The sequence below is a fragment of the Streptomyces sp. BPTC-684 genome (assembly GCF_030028635.1).
Classification (GTDB): domain Bacteria; phylum Actinomycetota; class Actinomycetes; order Streptomycetales; family Streptomycetaceae; genus Streptomyces; species Streptomyces noboritoensis.
The window spans coordinates 6,618,413-6,642,125 of sequence record NZ_CP124863.1 but is presented as its reverse complement, the minus strand read 5'-3'; the positions used below and the strand labels follow the sequence as shown (position 1 = coordinate 6,642,125).

The window sequence follows — 23,713 nt, the reverse complement described above, 5'->3', positions numbered from 1 at the left end:
CGAGCGCCGTAAAACGCGCATGGCCCACCGGCGGCGGTCGCGCCGGTGGGCCATGACAGGTGGGCAGGCGGGGTCAGTGCGTCACTGCGCCATCTCGTACGCCCCGGACAGCGCCTCGACGCGCTCCCAGACCCGCGCCGAGCGGGCCTCGTCCACGACCGGACGCCGGACCGCGCCGAGCGCCCAGGTCTGCTGCTGCTCGGTGGCGGAGTCCTTGCCGTACAGCTCCACGGCGTGCGCGGAGAAGTCCCGTACGAGGACGGCGAACAGCTCGTCCAGCACGTCCTCGTCCAGGCCCGTCAGACGGGCCTGCTCCAGGATCAGCTGGCCGTGGACGACGAGCGCGAACAGCTGGCCGACGGCGAGCAGGAGGTCCAGGTCGCGGCTCTGCTCCTCGTCGGGCGCGGCGGTGGTGACGAACTCGCACAGCGCGTCGGCCTGCTCGCGGAAGCGCGCCACGTTGGGCAGGGCGGCGAAGGCGTCGAAGGCGGGGCGCCAGTCGTGGAAGCGTACGGAGCCAAGGCCCCGGGCCGGGCCCTGCTGGAAGAGGAACGCGTCGTCGGCCGCGTCGAGGCGGGTCGGGACGGGCGCGTAGTCGGCCGGGTCCAGCAGGTGGTTGCGCATGAACTTGAGGATCAGCGCGAGGTTGACGTGGACCGTGCCCTCCAGCTTGGGCAGTCCGCGGATCTCGACGGCGGCCTGGGCGAAGTAGTTGTCCTTCTCGAAGCCCTTGGCGGCGATGACGTCCCACATCAGGTCGATGACCTTCTCGCCCTCCGTGGTCACCTTCATCTTCGTCATCGGGTTGAAGAGGAGGTAGCGGCGGTCGTCGGGCCCGGCGGAGCGGAAGTAGTCGACGGCGCGGTCGCTGAACAGCTTCATCCCGACGAGCCGGACGTACGCGTCGGTCAGCTCGCGGCGCACGTGCGGGAAGGCGGTGACGGGGCGGCCGTAGAGGACGCGGTTGTGCGCGTGCGTGACGGCCTCGTACATCGCGTGCTCGCAGATGCCGATCGAGGCGGTGCACAGGTTGAACTTGCCGACGTTGACCGTGTTGAGGGCGGCGTCGAAGGCGGCGCGGCCGGTGTGCAGGACGTCGTCCGGGCCGACCGGGTAGTCCTCCAGGTGGAACTCGCTGACGTACTTGGAGGAGTCCACGACGTTCTTGACGAGGTGGTACGAGGTGTGGCGGCTGTCGGCCGCGAAGAAGACGTAGCCGTCCGGGCCCTCGACGTCGGTGCGCCGGCCGAAGACCGACACCAGCCCTGCGGCGTTGCCGTTGCCGATGTAGTACTTGGAACCGGTGGCCCGGAAGCCGCCGTTGCCGTCGGGTTCGAGGAGCATGTCGGTGGAGTAGATGTCGGCGCCGTGCGTCTTCTCCGACAGGCCGAAGGCGAACACCTCGCCCTGCGAGAGCAGTTCGGCCGCGCGGGTGCGGGCGGCGGCGTTGTCGCTCTGCCAGACGGGGCCGAGGCCGAGGATGGTGACCTGCCAGGCGTACCAGTAGTCGAGGCCGTAGAACCCGAAGATCTCGTTGAGGGCAGCGATCCGGGCCGTGTCCCAGCGCTGGTCCTCGTTCCCGGCGTCCGAGGCCGGGGTGAGGAAGGTGGCGAACAGGCCTTCCTTGGCGGAGAAGGCGAGGAAGTCCGCGAGCCAGGCGCGGGAGCGGTAGTCCTCGATCAGCTTGCGCTTGCCGCGCGCCTCGAACCAGTCGACGGTGGCGCGCAGCAGCCTGCGGGTCTCGGGGTCGAAGTGCGCCGGGTCGTAGGTACGCGGGTTGAACAGCAGGGCGTCGGCCATGAAAGGTCTGCCTTTCGAAAGGGATCGGGGTCGAAGGTCAGTGGTCGTCGGTGGTCGGCGAGCCGGTGGACAGCCGGTGGATGGTGGCGAGGACGTCGTCGAGCCAGGCGATCGTCATCCGCTCGTACGCGATGCCGCCCCGCAGCACGACGTGCTGCAGCTCCTGGCCGGTGTCGAGCGGGGCGGGGGCGGTGGGCCCGGTGAAGTCGCGCAGCTCCCCGGCGAGGTAGTGGGCGAGCCGGTCGCTGTGCACCCGGCGGTGCCGCTCGACCTCGTGGAGCACCGCGGCCGGGTCGTCGAAGGCCGCACCGCGGATCTTCACGGCGAGGTCGTGCCGCAGGCTCTCGGGTTCGATCGGCTCGTGCAGCCACTGGGAGAGGGCGGCGCGGCCGGGGCCGGCGACGGAGTACTCCTTCTTGTCCGGCCGGCCCTCCTGGGCCACCTCGCGGACGGCGAGCATGCCGTCGCTCTCCATGCGCTTGAGGACGCGGTAGATCTGCTGGTGCGTCGCTGTCCAGAAGTAGCCGATGGACCGCTCGAACCGCCGGGCCAGCTCATAGCCTGAGCCCGGCTTCTCCAGCAGGGAGACGAGGATCGCGTGTTCGAGCGCCATACCGCGATCCTTCTATGCAACTCGTTGCATAGCCAAGCCGCACCGCCCGAGTGAGACCCGGATCACCCCGGCGAAGGTCCGCGCCGACTGTGCTGTGGTGGCTCGGCGGCTCGTTCGTACCCGTCGAGGAAGGGGTCGCAGTGGCCGCCGGCATGCGGACGAGTTCCCCGTGCGGCACCCGCCCGCCCGGCGGCGTCGGCGGCGGGCTCGGGGAGTGCCGGCGACCGTCTGCCGCCACTCGGGGTAGGTGTTGCCCGGGTTGAGCGCCCTGTCGGCGTCGATGCCGTCCGGTGTGGTGAGGAGCGCGACGGTGCCCGGTTCGCCCGCGAGCGGGACCGACAGGCCGCAGGCCGATCAGTTGGCCGACGGCGTCGAGCAGGGCCGGCCGGTCATGCGCCGCGCCGCGAGCGGCTTCTGGTGGCGGGCCGCGCCGCGCGTGGCCGCCGGCCCGTCGGCGAGCGGGCGTCCGGGCGATCGCCGCCGCGAGCTGCGGGTTGCGCGCCGCGACGGGGAAGACCTAGCAGCCCGAGAGGGAGAAGCCCCAGATCGCGAGTCCGGCCGGGTCGACTCCCGGCAGGGTCGCCGCACAGGCGATCGCGGCCTGCCAGTCGTCCAGTTGCTCACCGATGGGCAGCACCTTGTGCGTCGTGCCCGCCGCCCGCGCCGCACGCCGCACGCCGCGGCGAATGTGCGAGATTCGTCGAGCGGCCGGGCCGCCGCCATGGCTGCGATCGCCCGTATATGAAACATAGATGCCCCACTGCGACACTCGGGCGCAGAACTACCCGCAGGCCAGGTCGCAGCCGTAGGCCTCCTCGAAAGACAGGGAATTCCCGTGCAGCACAACCTGAAGTCCGGCGCCCGCCGTACGACCGTTCTCGTCCCGGCCCTCATCGCCGCCCTCCTCGCCGTCTCGGGACCGGTCCTGTCCGCGGTCCATTCCGGTGACACCGCACGGACCTCCCTGGCCGACGGCCCCTTCCACTCCGGAAAGGACACCAACGAGTTCAACACCAAGGCGTGACGGCGGCTGCCACCGGGGTCATGGCGATGTAGGGCGGACCCCCCTGCCCTACATCGCCATGACCCCGGTGGCCTCCTCCACGAGCAGCCGCGCCTGTGCCGCCTCGGGCAGACCGGCCCGGGTGAAGACCTCCAGCGCCTCCCGGGAGTGGGCCAGCGCCTGCCCGTGGTGACCGGCGTCGGCGGAGATACGGGCGTGGATCAGCAGCGCGTAGCCCCGGTCGCGGTCACGGTCGGGCACGGTGCGGAAGTAGGACACCGCGCGGGCGGCCGCGTCCAGTGCCGACTCGACGCGGCCCAGGACGCGCAGGGTCTCGGCGTAGCGGTACAGGGCCTGCGCCCGCTGGCCCGGAATCCTCTCGGCCTCGCAGACCTCCAGGCACTGGGCGTAGTCGGCCAGCGCGTCCGGCAGCCGGTCCAGTTCGTGCAGCGCCTGGCCGCGTACGCACAGCGCGTGGGCGATGCCGTGGTGGTCCGCCATCTCGCGCAGGGCGCTCAGCGCCTCGTCGCAGGCGGGCAGCGCCTCGTCGGCCCTGCCTCCGCGGATCCTGGCCAGCGCGGCGTTGAGGGTGGTGGTCAGTCCGCCCGAACGGTGTCCCAGCTCCCGAGCCAGGGCGAGCGCCTGGTCGAAGTGCTCGGCCGCGTCGTCGTAGCGCTGCTCGAACTGGGCGATGACGCCCAGGTCGTTGTACGCCTGTTGCAGGATGGCGCGGTCCCCGGCCCGGCGGCATGCCTCGGCGGCCAGTTGGGAGTCGGCCCGGGCCTGCGCCAGCTGGGTCGCCTGGAGCGCCGCGTTGCCGCAGATGAAGTGGGCGCGCCCGGCCGCGTGGTCGTTGCCGTGCTGTGCCGAGACCCGGGCCAGCGCCCTCGCCGTGAGGGCCATCCGCCCGTACGGGATGTCCTGGCCGAACGAGCTGAGGGCCACCAGCAGGTCCGCCGCCACCGTCAGCAGGTCCGGTTCGGCGCTGTCCCCGCGCGCGACCAGGAGCTGGACGGCGTGGACGGCGCAGTCGAACTCCGCCACCACCCAGGCCCGCGCCTGCGCCAGGGTCGCCAGCCGGTGCTCTCCCGGCTCCGCGGTGACGACGGAGATCGTGCTGTGCACCGGGTCTCCCGGGACCATCCGGTGGAACGCCTCGGCGGCCATCCGCAGCAGATGGTGGAGCAGTCGGCGCTCCACCGCGAAGTCCGCCTCGCCCGGCGGTGCGGTGTCCGGCCGCGGCAGGTGCAGCGCGAAGTCCCGGCCGAGCTCGTGGTAGCGGTACCGTCCCGCTTCCGGCGATTCGAGCAGCGCGGCGTCCACCAGCGCTTCCAGCAGGGTCTCCGACTCCGACTCGCCGAGCCCCAGTGCCGCCGCCGCGGCGGACAGACCGATGCTCGGCCAGGCCACCGGGGCCAGCGAGCGGAACACCATCGCCTGTCGCGCGGTCAACTGGCGGTAGCCGAGCTCGAAGACGGCGGAGACGGCCAGGTCGTCGGCCCGCAGTTCGCTCAGCCGCCGCCGTTCGTCGGCCAGCCGGGCCAGCAGGTACGCCACCGTCCAGCCCGGCCGGGCCGCCAGCCGGGCGGCCACGATGCGCACCGCCAATGGCAGATGGGCGCAGGCGCCGACCAGGGCGACCGCGGCGGCCTCCTCCTGGTCGATCCGGTGGGCGCCGACGACGTGCCGCAGCAGGGACAGGGCTTCGGCCGGGGTGAACTCGGTGAGCTGGACATGGGTGCCGGACGGCACACCGGCGAGGTGGGCCCGGCTGGTCACCACGACCGCGCAGTGGACGGCGCCCGGCAGCAGCGGCTTGACCTGCGCGGTGTCGCGGGCGTCGTCGAGCAGCAGGAGGACCCTGCGGCCGTCGAGGACCGTACGGAACAGCCGGGCGCGGTCCTCCACCGAGCCGGGCACCTCCTGCCGTGCCACGCCCAGCGCGGCCAGGAAACTGGCCAGGACCGCGCCGGGGTCGGCCGGCTCCGCGCCGGTGCCGCGCAGGTCCGCGTAGAGCTGGCCGTCGGGGAACTCCTCCTTGACGCGATGGGCCACCCGCAGGGCCAGCGCGCTCTTGCCGATGCCGCCCATGCCGCTCACGGTGGCGACGGCCAGAGCGGTGCGGTCCTGATCGGCGAGGGCCTCGCACAGCGCGGACAGCGTGGCGGCCCGGCCGCTGAAGTCGGCGATGTCGGCGGGGAGTTGCGCCGGGCGCGGGAGGTACGCCGGGCCCGCACCCCCGGCCTCGGCGGCCTCCTCCCTGGTGGACGGCGACGCGGCGGGGGCCTGGGCCGGCGCGACCAGTTCGGCGTCTCCGGCCAGGATCCGCTGGTGCAGCGTGCGCAGCTCCGGCCCCGGATCCAGCCCCAGCTCCGCCGCGAGCACCTCGCGCGCCGCCCCGAACACGGCCAGCGCGTCGCCCTGGCGCCCGGCTGCGTACAGCGCGCGCATCAGGAATCCGTAGGGCCGCTCGCGCAGCGGCTGTTCGCCGATGAACGCGGTCAGTTCCGGGATGACCTGGGTGTGCCGCCCCAGCAGGAGATCGAGGGCGAATCGTTCCTCCAGCAGTTGTCGGCGCAGCTCGGACAGGCGGGAGCGCTGCTGCTCGGCGAACGGTCCCGGCACCCCCGCCAGCGGCTCGCCGCGCCACAGCGCCACGGCCTCGGCGAGCAGTGCGGCCGCCTCGTCGTGGCGTCCGGCCTCGCGGGCGCGTGCCGCGTCCGCGGCCAGCTGCTCGGCGCGGAACGCGTCCACCGACTCGGGAGGCACGGCGAGCCGGTAGCCGTCGTTGACGGAGGCCAGTGCCTGCGGATCGCAGCCGCCGCTCTCCAGGATCTTGCGCAGCCGCCACACGTAGGTCCGCAGGATCATCACCGCGGAGCCCGGTGCCGCCTCGCCCCACACGGCGCTCATCAGCTCGTGCAGGGGGACGACGTGACCGGCGCGGAGCGCCAGCGCGGCCAGGGTGGCCTGCTGCTGGGGCGGGCCACCGCCCACGACGCTCCCGCCGCTCTGAATGCCCATGGATCCGAGCACGAAGAATTCCACAGTTCCCCCGGCGCGCGCGCAACTCTCACCGGCTGCTGGTCTCCAGCGGTCTGGCGCAAGCCGGTAAACGGAGGATCATCTTACGGTGTTGGGGACTCCGACCAGGTGCGATGTGATGGCGTCCGGCTTCAGACCGATGGACGCCACATCGGCCAGCGGCACCCACACCAGCCGGTACTGGTTGTCGCCGGATTCCCGCTCGCTCTCCGGGCCGCCGAGGCGCGGCGTGCCCGTGGCCGGGCCCATCACGAAGTAGTGCTCGGTGCGGCCCGCGTTGTCGAGGGTGTGCAGTAGGGACTCGACGGTGGCGTGCAGCCCCGTCTCCTCGGCCAGTTCGCGCACGCACGCCTGCTCGGGCGTCTCCCCCTCCTCGACTCCTCCGCCCGGCAGGGTGTAGTACTCCGCGCCGTCCTTGCGGCGGTGGATCAGCAGCACGGCGTCGTCCTTGCGGACGATCGCCACGGCCCGGGACTTCATCGGGTCCTCCCATGATCGACAAGTGTGCGCAGGACGTTACCGAGGTCGTCGCGCCCGTTCCAGAAGTGCAGCACCAAGGCGGTGCAGGCGGCCCGGTCGGCGGGGTCGAGCGTGTCGAGGTCGAGCACCCCGACCGCCCGCATGACCAGGTACGGGGCCAGCCCGCGGTCGAAGAGCTCGGGGCCGAAGGCGTCGGCGAAGACGTCCAGCAGACGGCCGAGCAGGTCGGCCCGGGCGGGTGAGAGCCGGTGTGCGAAGTCGATGTGGAGTGTCGCGGTGCGGGGCTCCAGGCGCGCTCTGCAGAGCGGGGCCGCGTCGGCGTAGGGGGCCTCGCGCCACCGGTAGGCGGCCGGATGGTACTTGGGGAACAGGTATCCACCGCCGAGGAAGAGCGACCAGAAGGCGGTCGCCAACTCCCCGCGCACATCGTTGTGTCCGGCGTTGCTCAGGTCGACGAAGACCGCTCCCCGGCCCACGTTGGTCTCGCTGAAGTCCCCCTGGGACAGCATGCATTCGCGTGCGCCGAGGCCCTCGAAGAAGGCCGCGGTGCCCTCCATCACGTCGCGCATCGTCACGGGCTGCGGCACCGAGTTGACCACCACCCGCTGGTCCAGCCAGGGCCGGTGGCGCGCGAAATACCAAGGGTGGAGCCGTTCGGTGACACGGCGGGCGAAGAACGCGTCGATGGGCGAGGCCGAACTCACCGTACGGTAGCCGCAGTTCGCGCGGATCCGGTCGAGCAGCGGCTCGACCTCCCGCTCCGGCAGCAGCGTTCCGGCCCGCTCGGCCCGGCACAGCAGGTCGAACAGGGTGCCCCGCCCCAGCCCCATCGAGGGAAGGTACTCGTACACCATGACCGTCCCCGCGTCCGTGCGCAGCAAGGACAGCAGGGCCGGCACCCGGTTGCCCGCGGCGCCGAAGTCCAGGTACCCGGCGAGTTCGGCGACGGCGCTCCGGGCGCGTACGTATTTGAAGAAGTACGGCCGTCCGTCCCGCTGGGCGAAACCGCAGGTCGAGTTCTTCAGCTCGCTCACGTCGGTGATCCGGTAGCCCCGGGACACGAGCGCGTGCCGCCAGGCGGGGGCGCTCGGGCCGGCGGCCGACGGCACGGGACCGAGCACCTCGACACCGCTGAGCGCCTCCACCCCGGCCCAGTCCCGCGCGTCGGCCCGGTCGGCCAGCAACTGCCGCAGGGAGGTCGCGGTGGTCGGCGCGGTCACGGGGACCCGGCCAGACCGGTGCGCACCCAGTCCGCCGCCCGGGCCGCCGTCGTCTCCCGCTCCGCTCCCGGCAGGCCGAGTGCGTCGGTGTCCTTCAGCAGGTCCTCGACGATGTCCTGGACGCGCTGCTGGTAGGCGATGAAGCTGTCCCGGTAGGCCTCCTTGGGCCCGGCGAACCGCAGTCCGTCGTCACCGTGCACGTCCACCCCGCACTCCCAGTACGAGAAGGTCGTCGACAGCGCGGCCTTGCGGTCGAAGCACTGCGCGACGGGAGTGCGCAGATGCAGGGTGCGGTGCGGCAGGGTGGCCGGGGCGAGGAGGTCGGTCAGCCACTGCCGGTCGCAGCCACGGGCCTCCGAGCGCCCCATGACGGAGTAGAGGTAGCGGTCCATGATGACCACACCTCCCGCGGCCAGGTGCGGAAGAACCTCCCGGTTGACGAGGTCGACGAGCGAGGAGGCGTACATGAGCGCCATGGTGTACGGATCCCAGTTGTCGTACTTGCCGCGCGCCTTGGAATGCCAGATGAGCGGGTTCCTGATGAACGCGCAGACCCGCACGTCCCAGCCGTCGGCGGTGAGCGCCGCCTTCAGCAGCTCGATCTGGGTGGTCTTGCCGGCGCCGTCGGACCCCTCCACCGCGATGAGCCGGTACGGCGACACGGCCGCGGCGGCCTCGGCTCCGATGTTGCGCACCGGAGCCAGGCGGGGGTAGGGCCGGATGACCTCGCCCGGGTCGGGAACGTCGTCGTCGATCTTCACAGTGCGGTACTCCTACGGATCAGACTGCGGTCATGGCTGCCGCGTCGACGGTGGCCGACGCGGGGGCGGTGGCCAGGTACTCCTCGAACCAGTGCAGGACGGACGACGCGACCGCCGCGATCTCGTCCAGCCCCAACTCCCGGTACTCCACCCGGTCCGGGATGCGGGCCCTGCCCCGAGCGGGGAACACCCGCTCGAACTGGGCGGAGATGGCGGCCGGATCGGTCTCCTCGACACCGGCGAGCCGCAACAGCATCTTGGCGGCGTTCAGCACCGACTTGTACAGGCGGTAGCGGCTCGTCTCGACGCCGAGCAGGGGACGCCGGATCTCGTGCAGGGTCCGGGCCAGGTACTCGATGGTCCGCTGATGGCGCTGCGTCCCGCTGAAGTCCGGCAGTTCCAGGTCCGTGCTGACGTACTGGCAGCCGATCCGGCCCTGCCCGAGCGAGTACAACGCACTGTACGTACGCGAGTCGCAGCGCTGCAGCAGCAGTTCGTGGCGGGTCAGCACGGTGATGCCGAGTTTGACGTCCGACTCGCCGCGCAACCGGACCAGTTCGGCGGCGAGGTCGGTGGTGCATCCGGTCTCGACGACCACCAGGACGTCGAGGTCGCTGAGTTCGGGGTCGGCGGTGCCGAACCCGACGCTGCCGGCCACGGCGAACAGCAGCAGCCGATCGCCCAGTGCGGTCCGGATCCCGCGCAGGGCGGTGGCGGCGGCCTGTCGCAGCGCGGTCGGCGCCACCAGCTCCAGGGGATCGGTCACCCGCAGGGACGCGGCGGCCGGGCGGGCGGTGGCTCCGGTCATCAGACGGTCCAGCACGAGCTCCAGATCGGGGCGGGGACCGCTGTTGTCGACGAGCAGGTCGCAGGTCTCCGCGATCCGGTCGGCTCCCCGCGCCCGCTTCACCTCGTCGTTGTGGGCCAAGGTGGCCGGGTCGACGAGCGAGCGCCGGGCGCGCACCTGCGGGGAGGCATCCAGGTAGACCACGTCGAGACGCTCCCCGAGCAGCCGCTTCAGCTCCTGGGTGACATCGAGGCGGTGCAGGCTCTCGATGGTGTAGTCGAGCAGGTAGTAGTGGGCGTGGGCGTACCGGTCCAGTTCGTCGACGACCAGCTCGGCAAGGAGCCGGGGCTCTTCGCCGTAGGGATCCGCGAGCCCGTGCCGGGCCGCCGCCAGCTCGATCAGATAGCCCAGCTTCAGCCGGGTGGTGGCGAACCGGCGGCGCAGATACTCCCCGGCACTGCTCTTGCCGCTCTCCGACATACCGCCGAGGCCGATGACCCGCCGGACGTCGCCCAGCAACGGCCTTACGTGTAGGCCGACTTGGGCCAGCTGGACTCGGAGATGGTTCTGCACGGTGACGATGTCGGCCCGGTCCGCCTCGATGACCGCGCTGTGGCGGTTCCGCCGGGTTTCGAGGGCGGTGTGCAACAGGTGCTGGTAGCGGGCGTACCGCTCGTCCGCCCCTCCCTCCCGCCCAACACTGAGCGCGGCCCCTTCGACCGCCGGGCCCAGACCCAGCAGAACGCTGTACGGCTCCGGCGTGGACTCGCCCAGGACCTCGGCGCGCACCTCGGCGACCATGGCCTCGGCGTCCCGTGCCGAGCAGTCGTCCTTGAGCATGACGGAGGCGACGCAGCTCGCCTCGACGGTGGCCAGGCCGCGGTCCAGGACCACCCAGCCGGGCTGGCCGGTGAGCGCGTCCAGACGCCTGCGGTAGCCGTCGAGGAGCAGGGTGACGAGCTCTTCGCTGCGCGACTCGGTGAACCACCAGTGGGCCAGCTCGGCGCCGGAGAGCTCGGGCCACCGTGGCTGGTAGTGGTGGACGCTCCCGCCGATCCGCACCTCGTCGCCGGTCGCCGACCGCAGCAGCCTCAGCTGGGTGGTCTTCCCCGAGTTGTCGGCTCCGTCGAGGGCGATGACGCGGGGCTGCCGGTGGCCGTTCACGAGGCCCAGTCCTGCTGGAAGTCGGTGTGCAGGCTCAGTCCCCCGTCGATGAGGACCGACTGCCCGGTGATGTAGCGCGCGGCGTCCGAGAGCAGGAAGAGGGCGAGCGCGGCCACCTCGTCGGGCTGTCCGATCCGGCCCAGCGGAATGCGCGCCTCGGCCCGGGCCTTCTTGTCCCGGTCGGACACCCAGTCCTGGTTCATCTCCGTGTCGACGGCGCCCGGGGCGATGGCGTTGACCCGGATCCCGTGCCGCGCGTACTCCAGGGCCAGGGTGGCGGTGAGCATCCGCAGCGCCGCCTTGCTCGCCGCGTAGCTGACGAACCCGGGCTTGGGGACGGTCTCGTGGACGCTGGTGATGTTCAGGACCGCGCCTCGGACGCCGGTCTGCACAAAGTGGTCGAGGGCCGTCCTGGCGCACAGGAACGCCCCGACCAAATTGGTGTCGAGGACGCGGGAGAAATCCGCCAGAGAATGGAGGTGCGTGGCCGAGGGAAGCTGTTCACCGGCGTTGTTCACCAGAAAGTCGAGCGAGTTCGTCCCGCTCAGCGCGAGCTGGTACATGTCCTTCACCGCGCCTTCCGATGAGACATCCGCTTCGACGAGCTGGTAGTCGGCCCCCAGGCCGTCCAGATATTCCCGGGTCTCTTTTTCCCGGCGGCGGCCTTCCGTGCTGCTCCAGTCCCGGTCGTTGAGCACCACGCGGGCGCCGGACCGGGCCAGGCCCCAGGCTATCGATCGGCCGATCCCGGAACCCGCACCGGTTATCAGGGCACTTTTGCCTGCCATCGGCAACTGGTCGGTCATGGCTGGCCGAACCCCTCTCATCTGCTGGTGAGCACCCGATGCTGGCAAGCCTCCATATATCTCTGATCTACGCCGGAGCGGCCGCGCATATACAGCTCATCAACGAATTATCTATGCGCGAGAAAAACGAATGAGACGCTCGATCCTGGCTTGACGCGGTGTTTCTGATGCTCATATGTTTCTGGGGCACCCCCGGCGGATCGAGAAACGAAGGGAGGGAACGAAAATGCGAGCTCACAAGGTGACGCTCCGTCCGCGTCTGGACAAGACGTCGACGAAGCAGCGGTAATTTCCGCTCATAAAAGCAGGGCGGGGCACTTGCTCCGCCCTGCTTTGTCTCTCCGTATAAAGCGTCCGTGACACATCGTCCGAGCACCCCAGGGAAAGGCCGAGATGCCAAGCTCGCCCACCGTCGTCGAACCTTCCGCACTGCCGACGATCGCACTACTGGACGAGCGGCTGCGCACGACCAGCATCTGCCTCGCCGTCCGCTACGGCTCGCGCGACGACCCGGCGGAGCACGGCGGCCTGGCCCACCTGCTTGAGCACACCTTGATGTCGGCCCCGCTGGACGGGCGCCCCTCGTTCTGCGAGCAGGTGGAGCGGCTCGGTGGCCACGCCAACGCCGAGACCGGTCTCGACATCATGCTCTTCTACGCCCAGGTGCACGCCGACGACGCCGATACGGTGGCGCGACTGCTGCACCAGGCGGTGCTGCGGCCCGAGTTGACGGACGCGGTCCTCGACACCGAGCGCGACGCGGTCCTGCAGGAGCTCGCCGCGGCACAGGCCGACCCGGGCGACGTCGTGCAGGACGCCTTTCTGGCCCGGCTCTTCCCCGCCCACCCGCTGGGCCGGCCGGTCGGCGGCGACGTCGAGCAGATCCGCCGGATCACCCTCCCCGACGTACTGGACGGATACCGCAGCAGGTTCCTCACCAGTGCCATGACGCTGGTCGTGATCGGGCCCCGGCTGCCGCGTCTCGACGGCCTCGGGCGGACCGTGCCGACCGCCGCCGTCGCACCGCCCGCCCATGCGCTGTCCCCGCTTGCCGAGCCCACGGAGACTGCCGTGGCCTGGCCCGACGAGTACGGCTGGGTCTGCGTCGGTGCCCGCTCCAGCGCGGCCGACGACCCCGGCCGCCGCCGCTTCGCGATCCTGGCCCAACTCCTCGGCGACAGCCCGTCGTCCCCGCTCTACCGCAAACTGCGCAACGAGGCCGGGCTCGCCTACTCCTTCGCGTGCTGGGACCGCGGCTACCAGGAAGCGGGCGCATGGCGGGTCCTGGTCGGCATCGAGCCCGGCAACGGCGAGACGGTCGTGGCGATCGTGCGCGAGATCCTGGCCGATCTGGCGTCCGCCGGCCCCGCCCCGGACGACCTGGCGGCCGCCCGCCGGCAGGCCCGGATGCGGCTGATCCTGGACAGCGAGTCGCCCCTCGACCATCTGCGGATGGTCGCCCAGCGCACCCGCGCCGGAACCGCCGCATGGTCGCTGGCCGCGGAGTTGGCGGCCCTGGACGCCGTCGACACGGAGCAGGTCCGCACCGCGGCCGCCGAGGTACTGAGCGAGCTGACCGTCGTCGTACGACCGGAGGCGTCATGAGCACCCCCACCTCTGCCTCCCCCGCCTATCTGACCTGGGCACACGAGCAGCGGATGCGGGCCGAGATCGCCCACCACGTCTACGTGGCGGGAGCGCAGACCGACCCCGTCACCCGGGAACAGCGCTGTCTGGTGGAGTACGCCGCACCGGAGCTGCTGGCCACGCCCACCGCCCTGGCCGAGCTCGAACGACAGCTGGCAGCAGCCCACCCCGAGGCGGGCGAGCTGCTGCTGCGTGCGCCCGGCGACACCCGACTGCCCGCGCCCTGGCTCCCGTCGGTCAGCTATGTGCGCTTCACCGGCTCCGTACCGCAAGCACCGCGCCCGTCGGACGGTCTCGCCATCGCGCCGGCCGGACCGGAGCACGACGCGCTGATCGTGGGCTGGCTGGCCCGCGCGATCGCCGACGGCTACGGGCCCGGGAACGTACCGGACGCGGAGCTGATCGAGGCCGCGGCCGCGGACGTACTCGACGCCCCCGACCGGGTCTCCTTCCTGCTGACCCGTGACGGCCGCCCGGTCGGCCACGCGTCCGTGCTGACCGAGGCCCAGGACGAGGTCACCGGTACCGAGTTCATCGACCTGTTCGACCTGCTGGTCGAGGAGAGCGACGTCGTACGGCCCGGCACCGCGGCACTGGTCGCCGCGTGCGCCGCCTTCGCCGCCGAGCGGGAACGGCCGCTGTTCGGCAACGTCGTGCACGACGGCACCGGCCCCGACAGCGGCGCCCGGGTCGTGGCGTCCCTGCTGGAGCGCGGCTGGTGCCTCGACCACCGGTTCTGGCGCCGCCCCCGCCCCGACGAGGAGACCTCCGCATGAGTACCCGCGCCCGCGCCGACTCGGTCGATCTGCCGCTGCTGTACCGGCTGTTCGACCTCTCCCCCGACGACGACCTGCGCTTCCTGGTCCGCCGCGCGAGGGCCACCCGGGAAGCGCTCGTCCAGCTGGTCTTCTCGGTCGCCGAGCGGGCCGGACACAAGCTCGGCACCGGATCCGCCGACGATCTGCGCCGCGCCCGCGCCCGCGCCGACGGCTACCGCCGCCTGCACTCCGCGGTCTCGGCCGCCCACCCCGTACGCGTGCTCAAGGGACCCGCGATCGCCCAGCACTACCCCGAAGGCGTGCTGCGGCCGACGGGCGACCTCGATCTGGTCGTCTCCGGCGAGCGGGAGCTCTGGAGCGTCGTCCGGGTGGTGCTCGACCACCAGGCCGTGGACGCGATCGACTACTCCCTGGTCGACGGCGAGCACCGGCACATGATGGCCACCCTCTCCTGGGTGCCGCTGGACCCCCTGCTCGACCGCGATGCCAAGATCGACGTGGGCACCGCCGCCTACTTCGGGGACGGCGCGGTGCTGCCCGTACGCTCCCGGCCCCCGGCGGACGACGTGCTCACCAGCCTCCTCGCGATCGCCGAGGAGAAGTTCCAGCGCGCCTTCCACGCCGTCGACGCGATCGACGTGATCGTCCTGTCCCAGGTCGGCCCGGACTCGGTCGCGGACGCCGAGGCGACGGTCCGCGAGTACCGGCTGGCCCCGGAGGTGGCGGAACTCCTCGCCCACGCCGGACGGTGCGCGCCGCTCGGCCCGTTCGAGGAGCTCCGCCGACGGCTGGAACCGGCCGCCGAGCAGGAGCGCGAGCTGCGCGGCGCGGTCGCCGCCCGGGAGACCGCGCCGACCACACGGGTCCGCTACGGCATGGAGCTGCGCCGGGCCCAACGCCCCGACTGGCGGCGCGCGGTGGAGCACCACGCGGGCGGCGACACCCTGATGCTGACCCCGGTCGGCGACTACCTGCTGGTCGAGTCCGAGCTGGTCGCACCGGACCGCTACGAGGCGGCGCTCGCCGCCCTCCCCCATCTGCCCGAAGGACCCCGATGAGTGCCATCGAGATACGCGCGCTGTGCCGCGACTACGGCGTGGGACGGGCCGGTGCCAAAAGGACCCAGGCCCTCAGCGACGTGGACCTGACCGTCGAACTCGGCGAGGTACGCGGCCTGGTCGGCCCCAACGGCGCGGGCAAGACCACCCTGTGCAAGATCCTTTCGACCGTCCTCGAGGCCACCTCCGGCAGCGCCAAGGTGCTGGGCCACGACGCCGCCACGGACGCGGCGGCCGTCCGCCGCCACATCGGGATCGTCTTCGGCGGCGACCGGGGCCTCTACGGGCGGCTCAACGCCCGGCAGAACCTGCGCTTCTGGGCCGCGATGTACGGACTGCACGGCTCCGCGCTGCGGCTGCGGGTCGACGAACTGCTGGAGCGGCTCGGCCTGGCCGACCGCGCGGGCGACCGCGTCGACACGTTCTCGCGCGGCATGAAGCAGCGGCTGCACCTGGCCCGCGGGCTGGTCGGCGACCCGCGCGTGCTGCTCCTCGACGAACCCACCGTGGGCATGGACCCGGTGGCCGCCCGCGACTTCCGCTCGCTCGTCGGCGAGATGCGCGCGGAGCGCAGGACCGTGCTGATCACCACCCACGACATGGCCGAGGCCGAGGCGGTCTGCGACCTGGTGACCATGATCGACCGGGGGCGCGTGCTCCTCACCGACACCCCCTCCGCCATCGGCGAGGTGGTGCCCCGTCACGAACGCGTGGTCGCGGGCGCCGTACCGGCACAGACACGGCAGGCGCTCGCCGCGCTGCCGGGCGTCGTCTCGGTCGAGCCGGAGCCGTCCGGCCGGCTCCGGGTGGAGACCGCCGACTCCTCGGTGACCCGTACCGTACTGCGCCTCCTGGTCGACGCGGGGGTGTCCGACCTGTCCACCCAGCGGCCGAACCTGGAGGACGCCTACCTCCACCTCATCGGCGACCGAGGGATGGCGGTCGGCTGATGCGGATCTTCCTCACCGGCTTCCGGTTCCAGCTCAGAGTCGCCTGGGGCGCCCCGGACACCTTGCAGATCTGTGTCACCGCCCCGCTGTTCACGCTGGTCTTCATGGCCATCTCGGAGCACGCGGAACGGCCCGACCTCGCCCCGTTCGCCATCGTGTCCCCCACCCTCATGTCGCTGTGGACGCTGGCCCTCTTCATCGCGGGCGAGCTGATCGGCGACGAGCGCAGGTCGGGCACCCTGGAAGCGCTGATCGCCGTACCGGCGCGGCTCTCCACCCTGGTGATCGGGCGGATCTGCGCGGTGACCACCCTCGGTCTGCTCTCCTTCGCGGAGGCGTGGCTCGTCGCCGGGCTGGTCTTCGACCGGTGGCTGGCGGTGCGCCACCCGCTCCCGTTCGTGCTGTGCCTGGTGGTGACCGCGCTGGCGATGGCCGCCACCGCGACCATCTTCTCCCCGCTGTTCATCCTGATGCCCTCGGCCCGCACGGTCCAGAACACCCTCACCTACCCGTTCTACCTGCTCAGCGGTGTCCTCATCCCCGTGGCGATGCTGCCGTTCTGGCTCCGTCCGGCATCCCACCTGATCTTCCTGTCCTGGAGCGGCGACCTGCTGCGCGACAGCCTGGCCGCCCCGGCCCCGCACGACGTCGCCGCCCGCATCGCCGCCGTCCTGGCGCTGGGCGTCGCGAGCCATCTGATCGGAATGGCGCTGCTGCACCGCGTGCTGCGCCGAGTCCGCCGACTAGGAACGCTGTCCCACTCATGAGCCTCACGACATCGATCACCGCGCCCGCGCGCATCATCCGCTACAGCGCCGCCAACGCGCTGGCCGACATGCGCCACATGTACACCTGGAAGACCTGGACGTTCGGCTGGCTGGGCCGGATGCTGGCCCAGGTCACCTTCTTCGCCTTCTTCGGCCACGTCATCGGATCCGCCGACCAGACGCGGTATCTGCTCGTCGGCAACGCGGTCATGACCTGTGTCATCGAATCGATGATGGTCGTCGTCTCCACCACCTGGGAGCGACGGGTCGGCACCCTCACCCTGCTGACCGCGGCACCGGCCCCGCTCTCCTGGGTGTTCATCGGGCGCAGCCTGCAGTGGCCGGTCAGCGGCACGATCACCTCACTGGTCGCGCTGTTCGGCCTCGGACCGGCGTTCGGGGTGCACTGGGAGGCCGGGCAGATCCTGCCCGTCACCGCACTGGTCGTCCTCACCGCGGTGAGCACCTACTGCTTCGGCCTGTTCGTCGCCGCGGTGGCGTTCAACGCCGACGGCGCCCGCAACATCATCTCCAACGCCACGTATCTGCTCATGATGGCGGTGTGCGGAGTCCAGGTGCCGACCTCGTACTGGCCCGACTGGGTACGGGCCGTGGCACAGGCGATCCCCCTCACCCAGACCCTCAAGGCGATACGTTCCGTCAGCGGCGGCACCGGCCCCGCCCTGCTCCCGGCCTGCTGGGCCGTGCTGCTCGGCATCGGCTGGCTCGTCGCGGCCTCCTGGATGTTCCGGCTGATGGCCCGTCGGGGCCGCCGGTCGGGCTCGATGGGAACGGGTGCCTGACGTGACCCGGACACGCGCCACCCGCGTACCCCCCACCGACGCCGTGGTCCTGGACTGCGACGGCACCCTCGTCGACACCCAGACGCACTGGGACCGGGCCTGCGCGGCCGTCTGCGCCCAACACGGAGTGTCGCTGGGCGACGCGGACCGACTGGCCCTGATCGGACTGCACCTCACGGAGCTGGGCCGGGCCCTGGGCCGACTGCTCGGGCGGCCGGCCGAGCACGAAGCACTCGCCGGACAGGTCCGCGCACTCGTCTCCGACAGTCTCGACGAAGGCGTCACCGCCATGCCGGGCGCGGCCGAGTTCGTCGCCCGGCTGTCCACGAGCCGCCCGCTCGCGGTGGTCTCCAACTCCCCGCGCCACGCCGTCGTCCAGCACCTCGAACACGTCGGCCTGGCCGACGCGTTCGAGGTGGTCCTCGGCAGTGACGACGTCGACCGCCCCAAACCGGCGCCCGACCTCTACCGCACCGCCTGCGAACGGCTCCGCGTCGTACCCGGCCGTGCGGTGGCGGTGGAGGACTCGGCGATCGGCATCCGCTCGGCCCGGGCGGCGGGCCTGTACGTGGTCGCCGTCCCCTCCTCGCCCGGCCCGGCCCTGAGCGGCGACGCCCTCTACACCACCCTGGCCGAGCCGGAACTGCTCCGGAGCCTGCTGGCGGTCAGTTGACGGCGGCCGCGAACATGCCGACCTCGTAGGAACCCCCCTTCTGGTGCACCGGCACAGCGAGCCGGTTGGCCGCGTTGATCAGGGCGACCAACGAGACGAGCGCGGCGATCTGGTCGTCGTCGTAGTGCTCGCGCACCTGCGCCCAGGTCTCGTCGGACACGCCCTGGTGGGCGTCGGCGAGCCGGGTGCCCTCCTCGGCGAAGGCCAGCGCGGCCCGCTCGGCCTCGGTGAACACGGTGGACTCGCGCCAGGCGGCGACCAGGTTGAGCCGTACCGCGCTCTCACCGGCGGCCGCGGCCTCCTTGGTGTGCAGGTCGATGCACCAGCCGCAGCCGTTGATCTGGCTGGCGCGCAGCGCCACCAGCTCCTGCGTGGACGCCGGCAGCGACGACTGGCGGACCACCAGGGAGGCGTTGGCGAACCGCTTGCCGAACTTGGAGCCGAGCTCGTTCTCGAACAGGTTGAAACGGGTTTCCATGACTTCGTCCTCACTCGTGGTGTCGCGTGAACGAACACCAGATGCCGGCGGCGCGCTGTTTGTGACGCGGGCGGTCGTGTGACGAGCGCCACCGCTCAGGGGTGTCACAAGGCCTCGGGGTGCGGTGTCTTGTGCGCATGGCACCGTCGAGAGCGAACAGGCAGGAGCAGATGGTGAAGACCGAGCATGCCGAGCGGACCGAGGACACGGCGGAGCTCGCCGACGGCGGACACACCGACGCCGCCACCGAGGCGTTCGTCGCCCATCGCAACCTGCTGTTCACCGTCGCCTACGAGATGCTCGGCTCGGCCGCCGACGCGGAGGACGTCCTGCAGGAGACCTGGCTGCGGTGGGCGGGCGTCGATCTCGCCGCCGTGCGGGAACAGCGTGCGTACCTGGTCCGGATCACCACGCGCCAGGCGCTGGTCCGGCTGCGTACGCTCGGCCGACGCAAGGAGTCCTACGTCGGCACCTGGCTGCCCGAGCCGCTGCTCACCACGCCCGACGTGGCCGAGGACGTCGAACTGGCCGACAGCGTCTCGATGGCGATGATGCTGGTGCTCGAAACGCTCACACCGACCGAGCGGGCGGTGTTCGTGCTGCGCGAGGTGTTCGCCATCGAGTACGACGAGATCGCCGAAGCCGTCGACAAGAGCCCGGCGGCGGTCCGCCAGATCGCCCATCGGGCACGGGCCCACGTCACGGCGCGCCGACCGCGCGGGACCGTGACCCGCACCCAGACCCAGGACGCACTCGACGCGTTCCAACGGGCGGCCGCGACGGGCGACATCCAGGGCCTGCTCGACGTCCTCGCGCCGGACGTCGTCTTCCTCGGTGACGGCGGCGGAGTCAAGCAGGCCGTCCTGGAGCCCGTCCTGGGAGCCGGCAAGGTGGCCCGCCTGCTGGCCGCCGGGCTCGGCAGGATGAGCGCGTCGTCGCTGCGCCCGGCCCAGGTCAACGCCTACCCGGCGCTGGTCCTCCGGCTCGACGGCGAGGTCGACACCGTCGTGGCGGTACGCATCGACGACGGCCTCGTCACGGGCCTCTACGCGGTACGCAATCCCGCGAAACTCTCGCACATGCAGCGGGAAACCGCCCTGCGCCGATAAGGGGTGGAGCAAGTCACCTCGTACGAAGATCCGTCGGGGCCACGCCCCCGCTGAACCTTCGGGCTCCGCCGGGTCACCCATGGGTATTGGCGCGCGTCGCCACGGCATGGATCGGTAGTCTCCCTCCATGCCCACCACCCCGGTTCGTGTTCGCTTCGCTCCGTCCCCGACAGGAATGTTCCACGTCGGCGGGGCCCGGTCCGCTCTCTACAACTGGGCCGTCGCGCGACAGTCCGGCGGCACGTTCGTCCTGCGCATCGAAGACACCGACGCCGCGCGCAACAAGCCCGAGTGGACGGAGGGGATCATCGACGCGCTCGCGTCGATCGGCATCTCCGAGGCCGACCCCGCCTTCGAGGGACCGTACTTCCAGTCGCAGAACGCCGACCGGCACCGCGAGGCCGCGCAGCGGTTGTACGCGGACGGCCGGGCGTACTACTGCGACTGCACACGGGAGCAGGTCCAGGAGCGGACCGGGTCGCGGCAGCTCGGGTACGACGGGTTCTGCCGGGGGCGCGGTCTGGAGTACGCGGAGGGGCGGGCGCTGCGGTTCCGTACGCCCGACGAGGGCGCGACCGTCGTCGTGGACCTGGTCCGGGGCGAGCCGGCCTTCCCGAACTCCGCCATCGAGGACTTCGTCATCGCTCGCGGTGACGGATCGCCGGTCTTCCTGATCGCGAACGTGGTGGACGACCTGGCCGAGGGGATCACCCAGGTCATCCGGGGCGAGGAGCACCTGTCGAACACGCCGAAGCAGCAGTTGCTGTGGGAGGCGCTCGGGGCGACGCCGCCGGTGTGGGCGCATCTGCCCGTGATCGTGAACGAGAAGCGGCAGAAGCTCTCCAAGCGGCGCGACAAGGTCGCGCTGGAGGACTACCTCGCCGAGGGCTATCTGCCGAAGGCGATGGTGAACTATCTGATGCTGCTGGGCTGGGGCCCCGGCGGCGACATGGAGATCCGGCCGCAGGAGGAGCTGGAGCGCCTGTTCCGGGTCAAGGACGTCAACGGCTCCTCGGCGTTCTTCGACGTGAAGAAGCTGTCCGCCTTCAACGGCGCGTACGTACGCGACCTGTCGCCCGACGAGTTCATCGAGGCGTGCGGCCCGTGGCTGACCGAGCCGTACGCGACCTGGGCGCCCGAGTCCTTCGACGCCGCCGCCTTCGCGACCCTGGCCCCGCTGGCCCAGACCCGTATCACCGTGCTCAGCGAGATCACCAAGTACGTCGACTGGCTGTTCCTCGCCGAGCCGGTGGACGACGAGGCGTCCTGGACGAAGGCGATGAAGCCGGGCGCCGACGCGATCGTCAAGGACACCCGGGAGCGCTACGCGACGACACCGTGGGACGCCGAGTCCCTGAAGACGGCACTGGAGGAGGTGGCCGCGACCCACGACCTCAAACTGGGCAAGGCCCAGGCCCCGGTACGCGTCGCGGTGACCGGCAGGACGGTCGGCCTGCCGCTCTTCGAGTCGCTGGAGGTCCTGGGGCGCGAGCGGGCGCTGGCGCGGCTGGATGCCGCGCTGACGAGGCTCGCCAAGTAGTTCGGTCAGGCCCCGTCGTCGGCGTCCTCCCGCAACCCCGCCCGGTCGTGGAGGCGGCGCAGTGGTCCGGGGGCCCACCAGTTGGCGCGGCCCGCCAGGCGCATGAAGGAGGGGACCAGGACCGCGCGGACCAGCGTCGCGTCCAGGATCACCGCCAGGGCCAGGCCGACGCCGAGCAGCTTCAGCAGCGTCACCCCGGAGACCGCGAAGACGAACAGGACCACGGCCACCAGGACCGCCGCGGCCGTGATGATGCGGCCGGTGTGCTGGAGGCCGAAGGCCACCGACTCCGTGTTGTCGCCGGTGCGCAGGTAGCGCTCGCGGATCCGGGACAGCAGGAACACCTCGTAGTCCATGGAGAGGCCGAAGGCCACGCAGAAGGTCAGGATCGGGATGGTGGCGTCCAGGGTGCCGGTGTGCAGCGGGCTGCCCACCAGGAACGACAGGTGGCCCTCCTGGAAGACGAACACCATCGCCCCGAACGTGGCACTGAGGCTGAGGGTGTTGAGCACCAGCGCCTTCAGCGGCATCAGCACGCTCCCGGTGAACAGGAACAGCAGCACCAGGGAGAAGCCCACCACGATGCCGATCGCCGCTGGAGTGGCCCGGGTGATGGCCGCGGTGCTGTCCTTGACCTCGGCGGCCCGTCCGCCCACCCACACCCCCTCGGTGCCGTCGGGCGGCGCCACCGTCCGTAAACGGCCTACGAGTCGGGTGCCGGCGGACGAGTCCTGCTCCACCGAGGAGACCACGGAGAGCAGGGCCGTATCGCCGTCCACGAGGGCGGCGGAACCCGCGCCGGGCTCCTGGACCCGGCGTCCCGCCGCGTAGGCGCCGGTGGACGCCGTCACCTGGCGTACGCCCTGCACCGTGGACAGTGTGCGGGCGTAGGAATCCAGGTCGCGCCCCGCGCCCTGGACCACCACCGGGACCGTGCCCAGCACACCCGCGTCGAAGCGGTCGCGCAGCAGCTGCGTGGCGCGGTGCACCTGGGAGTCGACGGGCAGCGAGCGGTCGTCGAAGAGGCCGGAGGAGACCCGGGTGAACGGGGAGGCGAGGACGAGCAGCAGTACGATCACGGCCCCGCCGTAGAGGGCCGGGCGGCGCATCACCGCCATCGCGAACCGGTACCAGCGCCCGTCCTCGGGGGCGGCGGGCGGCGCGGCACCGCGCCACCGGGCGAAGACGTCGTAGCGGTTGACCCGGTGGCCCAGGACGGCCAGCAGCGCGGGCAGCACGAAGACCGCGCCCGCCGCGGCCGTGAGGACCACCGCGATCCCGCCATAGGCGAAGGACCGCAGGAAGAACTGCGGGAAGACCAGCAGGGCGACGAGGGACAGCGCCACGGTGAGCGCGGAGAACGCGACCGTCCGTCCGGCCCTGCGCACCGTGGGCACCAGGGCCTCCCGCACCGAGGCGCCACCGCGCAGCTCCTCGCGGAAGCGGGCGAGGATGAACAGGCTGTAGTCGATGGCGAGTCCGAGGCCCAGCGCGGTGGTGGAGTTCATCGAGTACACCGAGATCGACACGGTGTCCGCCAGCGCGTTGAGCACGGCCCGGCTCACCAGGATCGACAGCAGCGCGATGACCAGCGGCAGGGCGGCGGCCAGAGCGCTGCCGAAGATCAGCAGGAGGAGGACCAGGGTGATCGGCGTGGCGATCGCCTCGGCGAGCAGCAGATCGTGGGCGGTTTGCTTGCCGACCTCCGACTGCACCTGCGCGGACCCGGCCGCCATCACCGTCAGCCCCTGCGCGTGCCGCCGCACGTCCGGCACCAGCCGCTCGGCGGTCTTCGCCCGGTCGTCCTCGTCACCGCGCAGGGAGAGGGTGACGAGCCCGATGGAGCCGTCCCGGGAGCGCAGCGAGGGCGCCTGCCCGGATGTCCAGTACGAGGTGGCCGCGCGTACGCCGGGGGTCCGTTCCGCGCGCCGGGTCAGTTCTGTGCCCAGGGAGACCATCTGCGCCGAGTCGATCGGACCGGCGCCGCGCAGCAGCAGCACCAGGTCGTCGTCGGCGCCGGGAAAGTGCTCGGCCACCAGGCGCTCGGCGCGGGAGGACTGCGCCCCGGGATCCGCGAACCCGCCGTGGACCAGCCGGTTCTCCACCCCCAGGCCGCCGATTCCGGCCAGTACGACGACTACCGCGCTCACCCACAGCACGGCCACGCGTCGCCGGTACAGCGACGCGCTGACGCGGTCGAACATGGGGGGTCCTCCGATCGTGGAGCGGG

The 23,713-nt window shown here is 71.7% G+C and carries 21 protein-coding genes; 10 read left to right on the top strand and 11 right to left on the bottom strand.

Annotated elements, in window-relative coordinates; translation table 11 throughout:
* Positions 1–81 precede the first annotated feature (81 nt).
* The 3 genes from QIY60_RS29675 to QIY60_RS29665 form a co-directional block, all read right to left on the bottom strand.
* A complete protein-coding gene (locus tag QIY60_RS29675; protein WP_283145250.1) occupies positions 82–1,800 on the bottom strand; it encodes an acyl-CoA dehydrogenase family protein in 1,719 nt (572 codons plus the stop codon).
* Positions 1,801–1,837: 37 nt separating this feature from the next.
* Positions 1,838–2,413 carry a PadR family transcriptional regulator gene (locus tag QIY60_RS29670; RefSeq protein ID WP_266989521.1) on the bottom strand — a complete coding sequence of 192 codons (576 nt, stop codon included), beginning with the start codon at positions 2,411–2,413 and terminating at the stop codon, positions 1,838–1,840.
* Between the two features lie 517 nt (positions 2,414–2,930).
* The gene (locus QIY60_RS29665) at positions 2,931–3,089 is read right to left on the bottom strand and encodes a hypothetical protein (RefSeq protein WP_283145249.1); all 159 of its coding nucleotides are present in this window, start codon (positions 3,087–3,089) and stop codon (positions 2,931–2,933) included.
* A gap of 159 nt (positions 3,090–3,248) precedes the next feature.
* Between QIY60_RS29665 and QIY60_RS29660 the strand changes: the two genes are divergently transcribed.
* Positions 3,249–3,437, top strand: coding sequence for a hypothetical protein (locus QIY60_RS29660; RefSeq protein WP_283145248.1), 189 nt, complete (start codon positions 3,249–3,251; stop codon positions 3,435–3,437).
* Between the two features lie 48 nt (positions 3,438–3,485).
* Here QIY60_RS29660 and QIY60_RS29655 read toward each other — a convergent pair whose 3' ends face one another.
* The 6 genes from QIY60_RS29655 to QIY60_RS29630 all read right to left on the bottom strand — a co-directional run bounded on the left by QIY60_RS29655 (position 3,486) and on the right by QIY60_RS29630 (position 11,679).
* The gene (locus QIY60_RS29655) at positions 3,486–6,440 is read right to left on the bottom strand and encodes a BTAD domain-containing putative transcriptional regulator (protein WP_283145247.1); all 2,955 of its coding nucleotides are present in this window, start codon (positions 6,438–6,440) and stop codon (positions 3,486–3,488) included.
* A 99-nt stretch (positions 6,441–6,539) separates the two neighbouring features.
* The gene (locus tag QIY60_RS29650; protein WP_283145246.1) at positions 6,540–6,941 is read right to left on the bottom strand and encodes an NUDIX domain-containing protein; all 402 of its coding nucleotides are present in this window, start codon (positions 6,939–6,941) and stop codon (positions 6,540–6,542) included.
* The gene (locus tag QIY60_RS29645) at positions 6,938–8,161 is read right to left on the bottom strand and encodes a hypothetical protein (protein ID WP_283145245.1); all 1,224 of its coding nucleotides are present in this window, start codon (positions 8,159–8,161) and stop codon (positions 6,938–6,940) included. Before QIY60_RS29645 ends, QIY60_RS29650 begins: the two co-directional genes overlap by 4 nt.
* The gene (locus tag QIY60_RS29640; protein ID WP_283145244.1) at positions 8,158–8,922 is read right to left on the bottom strand and encodes a hypothetical protein; all 765 of its coding nucleotides are present in this window, start codon (positions 8,920–8,922) and stop codon (positions 8,158–8,160) included. Before QIY60_RS29640 ends, QIY60_RS29645 begins: the two co-directional genes overlap by 4 nt.
* A 19-nt stretch (positions 8,923–8,941) precedes the next feature.
* Positions 8,942–10,873 carry a hypothetical protein gene (locus tag QIY60_RS29635; RefSeq protein ID WP_283145243.1) on the bottom strand — a complete coding sequence of 644 codons (1,932 nt, stop codon included), beginning with the start codon at positions 10,871–10,873 and terminating at the stop codon, positions 8,942–8,944.
* On the bottom strand, positions 10,870–11,679 hold the full coding sequence (locus QIY60_RS29630; protein WP_283145242.1) for a glucose 1-dehydrogenase: 810 nt from the start codon (positions 11,677–11,679) through the stop codon (positions 10,870–10,872). Before QIY60_RS29630 ends, QIY60_RS29635 begins: the two co-directional genes overlap by 4 nt.
* A gap of 393 nt (positions 11,680–12,072) precedes the next feature.
* Here QIY60_RS29630 and QIY60_RS29625 point away from each other — a divergent pair, with 393 nt between their 5' ends.
* The 7 genes from QIY60_RS29625 to QIY60_RS29595 are packed head-to-tail and all read left to right on the top strand — an operon-like array spanning position 12,073 to position 18,356.
* Entirely contained in the window at positions 12,073–13,284 is a 1,212-nt protein-coding gene (locus QIY60_RS29625; protein WP_283145241.1) for a pitrilysin family protein, read from the top strand.
* The gene (locus tag QIY60_RS29620) at positions 13,281–14,102 is read left to right on the top strand and encodes a hypothetical protein (protein WP_283145240.1); all 822 of its coding nucleotides are present in this window, start codon (positions 13,281–13,283) and stop codon (positions 14,100–14,102) included. The genes QIY60_RS29625 and QIY60_RS29620 overlap by 4 nt, the downstream gene beginning before the upstream one ends.
* A complete protein-coding gene (locus QIY60_RS29615) occupies positions 14,099–15,163 on the top strand; it encodes a hypothetical protein (protein ID WP_283145239.1) in 1,065 nt (354 codons plus the stop codon). Before QIY60_RS29620 ends, QIY60_RS29615 begins: the two co-directional genes overlap by 4 nt.
* Positions 15,160–16,113 carry an ABC transporter ATP-binding protein gene (locus tag QIY60_RS29610; RefSeq protein ID WP_283145238.1) on the top strand — a complete coding sequence of 318 codons (954 nt, stop codon included), beginning with the start codon at positions 15,160–15,162 and terminating at the stop codon, positions 16,111–16,113. The genes QIY60_RS29615 and QIY60_RS29610 overlap by 4 nt, the downstream gene beginning before the upstream one ends.
* The gene (locus QIY60_RS29605; RefSeq protein WP_283145237.1) at positions 16,113–16,880 is read left to right on the top strand and encodes an ABC transporter permease; all 768 of its coding nucleotides are present in this window, start codon (positions 16,113–16,115) and stop codon (positions 16,878–16,880) included. The genes QIY60_RS29610 and QIY60_RS29605 overlap by 1 nt, the downstream gene beginning before the upstream one ends.
* Positions 16,877–17,683 carry an ABC transporter permease gene (locus QIY60_RS29600; RefSeq protein ID WP_283145236.1) on the top strand — a complete coding sequence of 269 codons (807 nt, stop codon included), beginning with the start codon at positions 16,877–16,879 and terminating at the stop codon, positions 17,681–17,683. The genes QIY60_RS29605 and QIY60_RS29600 overlap by 4 nt, the downstream gene beginning before the upstream one ends.
* A 1-nt stretch (position 17,684) precedes the next feature.
* Positions 17,685–18,356, top strand: a complete 672-nt coding sequence (locus tag QIY60_RS29595) for an HAD family phosphatase (RefSeq protein WP_283145235.1) — start codon at positions 17,685–17,687, stop codon at positions 18,354–18,356.
* On the opposite strand, the gene QIY60_RS29590 is transcribed toward QIY60_RS29595, so the two are convergent.
* On the bottom strand, positions 18,349–18,834 hold the full coding sequence (locus QIY60_RS29590) for a carboxymuconolactone decarboxylase family protein (RefSeq protein WP_283145234.1): 486 nt from the start codon (positions 18,832–18,834) through the stop codon (positions 18,349–18,351). The genes QIY60_RS29595 and QIY60_RS29590 overlap by 8 nt on opposite strands.
* Before the next feature lie 137 nt (positions 18,835–18,971).
* Here QIY60_RS29590 and QIY60_RS29585 point away from each other — a divergent pair, with 137 nt between their 5' ends.
* Both QIY60_RS29585 and gltX read left to right on the top strand, forming a co-directional pair.
* On the top strand, positions 18,972–19,943 hold the full coding sequence (locus tag QIY60_RS29585; protein WP_283145233.1) for an RNA polymerase sigma-70 factor: 972 nt from the start codon (positions 18,972–18,974) through the stop codon (positions 19,941–19,943).
* 175 nt (positions 19,944–20,118) lie between these two features.
* A complete protein-coding gene (gltX, locus tag QIY60_RS29580) occupies positions 20,119–21,483 on the top strand; it encodes a glutamate--tRNA ligase (protein ID WP_283145232.1) in 1,365 nt (454 codons plus the stop codon).
* A gap of 5 nt (positions 21,484–21,488) precedes the next feature.
* Here gltX and QIY60_RS29575 read toward each other — a convergent pair whose 3' ends face one another.
* Positions 21,489–23,687 (bottom strand): MMPL family transporter, encoded by a 2,199-nt coding sequence (locus QIY60_RS29575; RefSeq protein WP_283145231.1) that lies wholly within the window; start codon positions 23,685–23,687, stop codon positions 21,489–21,491.
* Positions 23,688–23,713 lie beyond the last annotated feature (26 nt).

Excerpts from the sequence above, each read along its gene's own strand:
- QIY60_RS29675 (WP_283145250.1), bottom strand. The coding sequence starts at position 1,800 with ATGGCCGACGCCCTGCTGTTCAACCCGCGTACCTACGACCCGGCGCAC.
- QIY60_RS29670 (WP_266989521.1), bottom strand. The coding sequence starts at position 2,413 with ATGGCGCTCGAACACGCGATCCTCGTCTCCCTGCTGGAGAAGCCGGGC.
- QIY60_RS29655 (WP_283145247.1), bottom strand. The coding sequence starts at position 6,440 with ATGGGCATTCAGAGCGGCGGGAGCGTCGTGGGCGGTGGCCCGCCCCAG.
- QIY60_RS29650 (WP_283145246.1), bottom strand. The coding sequence starts at position 6,941 with ATGAAGTCCCGGGCCGTGGCGATCGTCCGCAAGGACGACGCCGTGCTG.
- QIY60_RS29630 (WP_283145242.1), bottom strand. The coding sequence starts at position 11,679 with ATGACCGACCAGTTGCCGATGGCAGGCAAAAGTGCCCTGATAACCGGT.
- QIY60_RS29625 (WP_283145241.1), top strand. The coding sequence starts at position 12,073 with ATGCCAAGCTCGCCCACCGTCGTCGAACCTTCCGCACTGCCGACGATC.
- QIY60_RS29620 (WP_283145240.1), top strand. The coding sequence starts at position 13,281 with ATGAGCACCCCCACCTCTGCCTCCCCCGCCTATCTGACCTGGGCACAC.
- QIY60_RS29615 (WP_283145239.1), top strand. The coding sequence starts at position 14,099 with ATGAGTACCCGCGCCCGCGCCGACTCGGTCGATCTGCCGCTGCTGTAC.
- QIY60_RS29610 (WP_283145238.1), top strand. The coding sequence starts at position 15,160 with ATGAGTGCCATCGAGATACGCGCGCTGTGCCGCGACTACGGCGTGGGA.
- QIY60_RS29605 (WP_283145237.1), top strand. The coding sequence starts at position 16,113 with ATGCGGATCTTCCTCACCGGCTTCCGGTTCCAGCTCAGAGTCGCCTGG.
- QIY60_RS29600 (WP_283145236.1), top strand. The coding sequence starts at position 16,877 with ATGAGCCTCACGACATCGATCACCGCGCCCGCGCGCATCATCCGCTAC.
- QIY60_RS29590 (WP_283145234.1), bottom strand. The coding sequence starts at position 18,834 with ATGGAAACCCGTTTCAACCTGTTCGAGAACGAGCTCGGCTCCAAGTTC.
- QIY60_RS29585 (WP_283145233.1), top strand. The coding sequence starts at position 18,972 with ATGGCACCGTCGAGAGCGAACAGGCAGGAGCAGATGGTGAAGACCGAG.
- gltX (WP_283145232.1), top strand. The coding sequence starts at position 20,119 with ATGTTCCACGTCGGCGGGGCCCGGTCCGCTCTCTACAACTGGGCCGTC.
- QIY60_RS29575 (WP_283145231.1), bottom strand. The coding sequence starts at position 23,687 with ATGTTCGACCGCGTCAGCGCGTCGCTGTACCGGCGACGCGTGGCCGTG.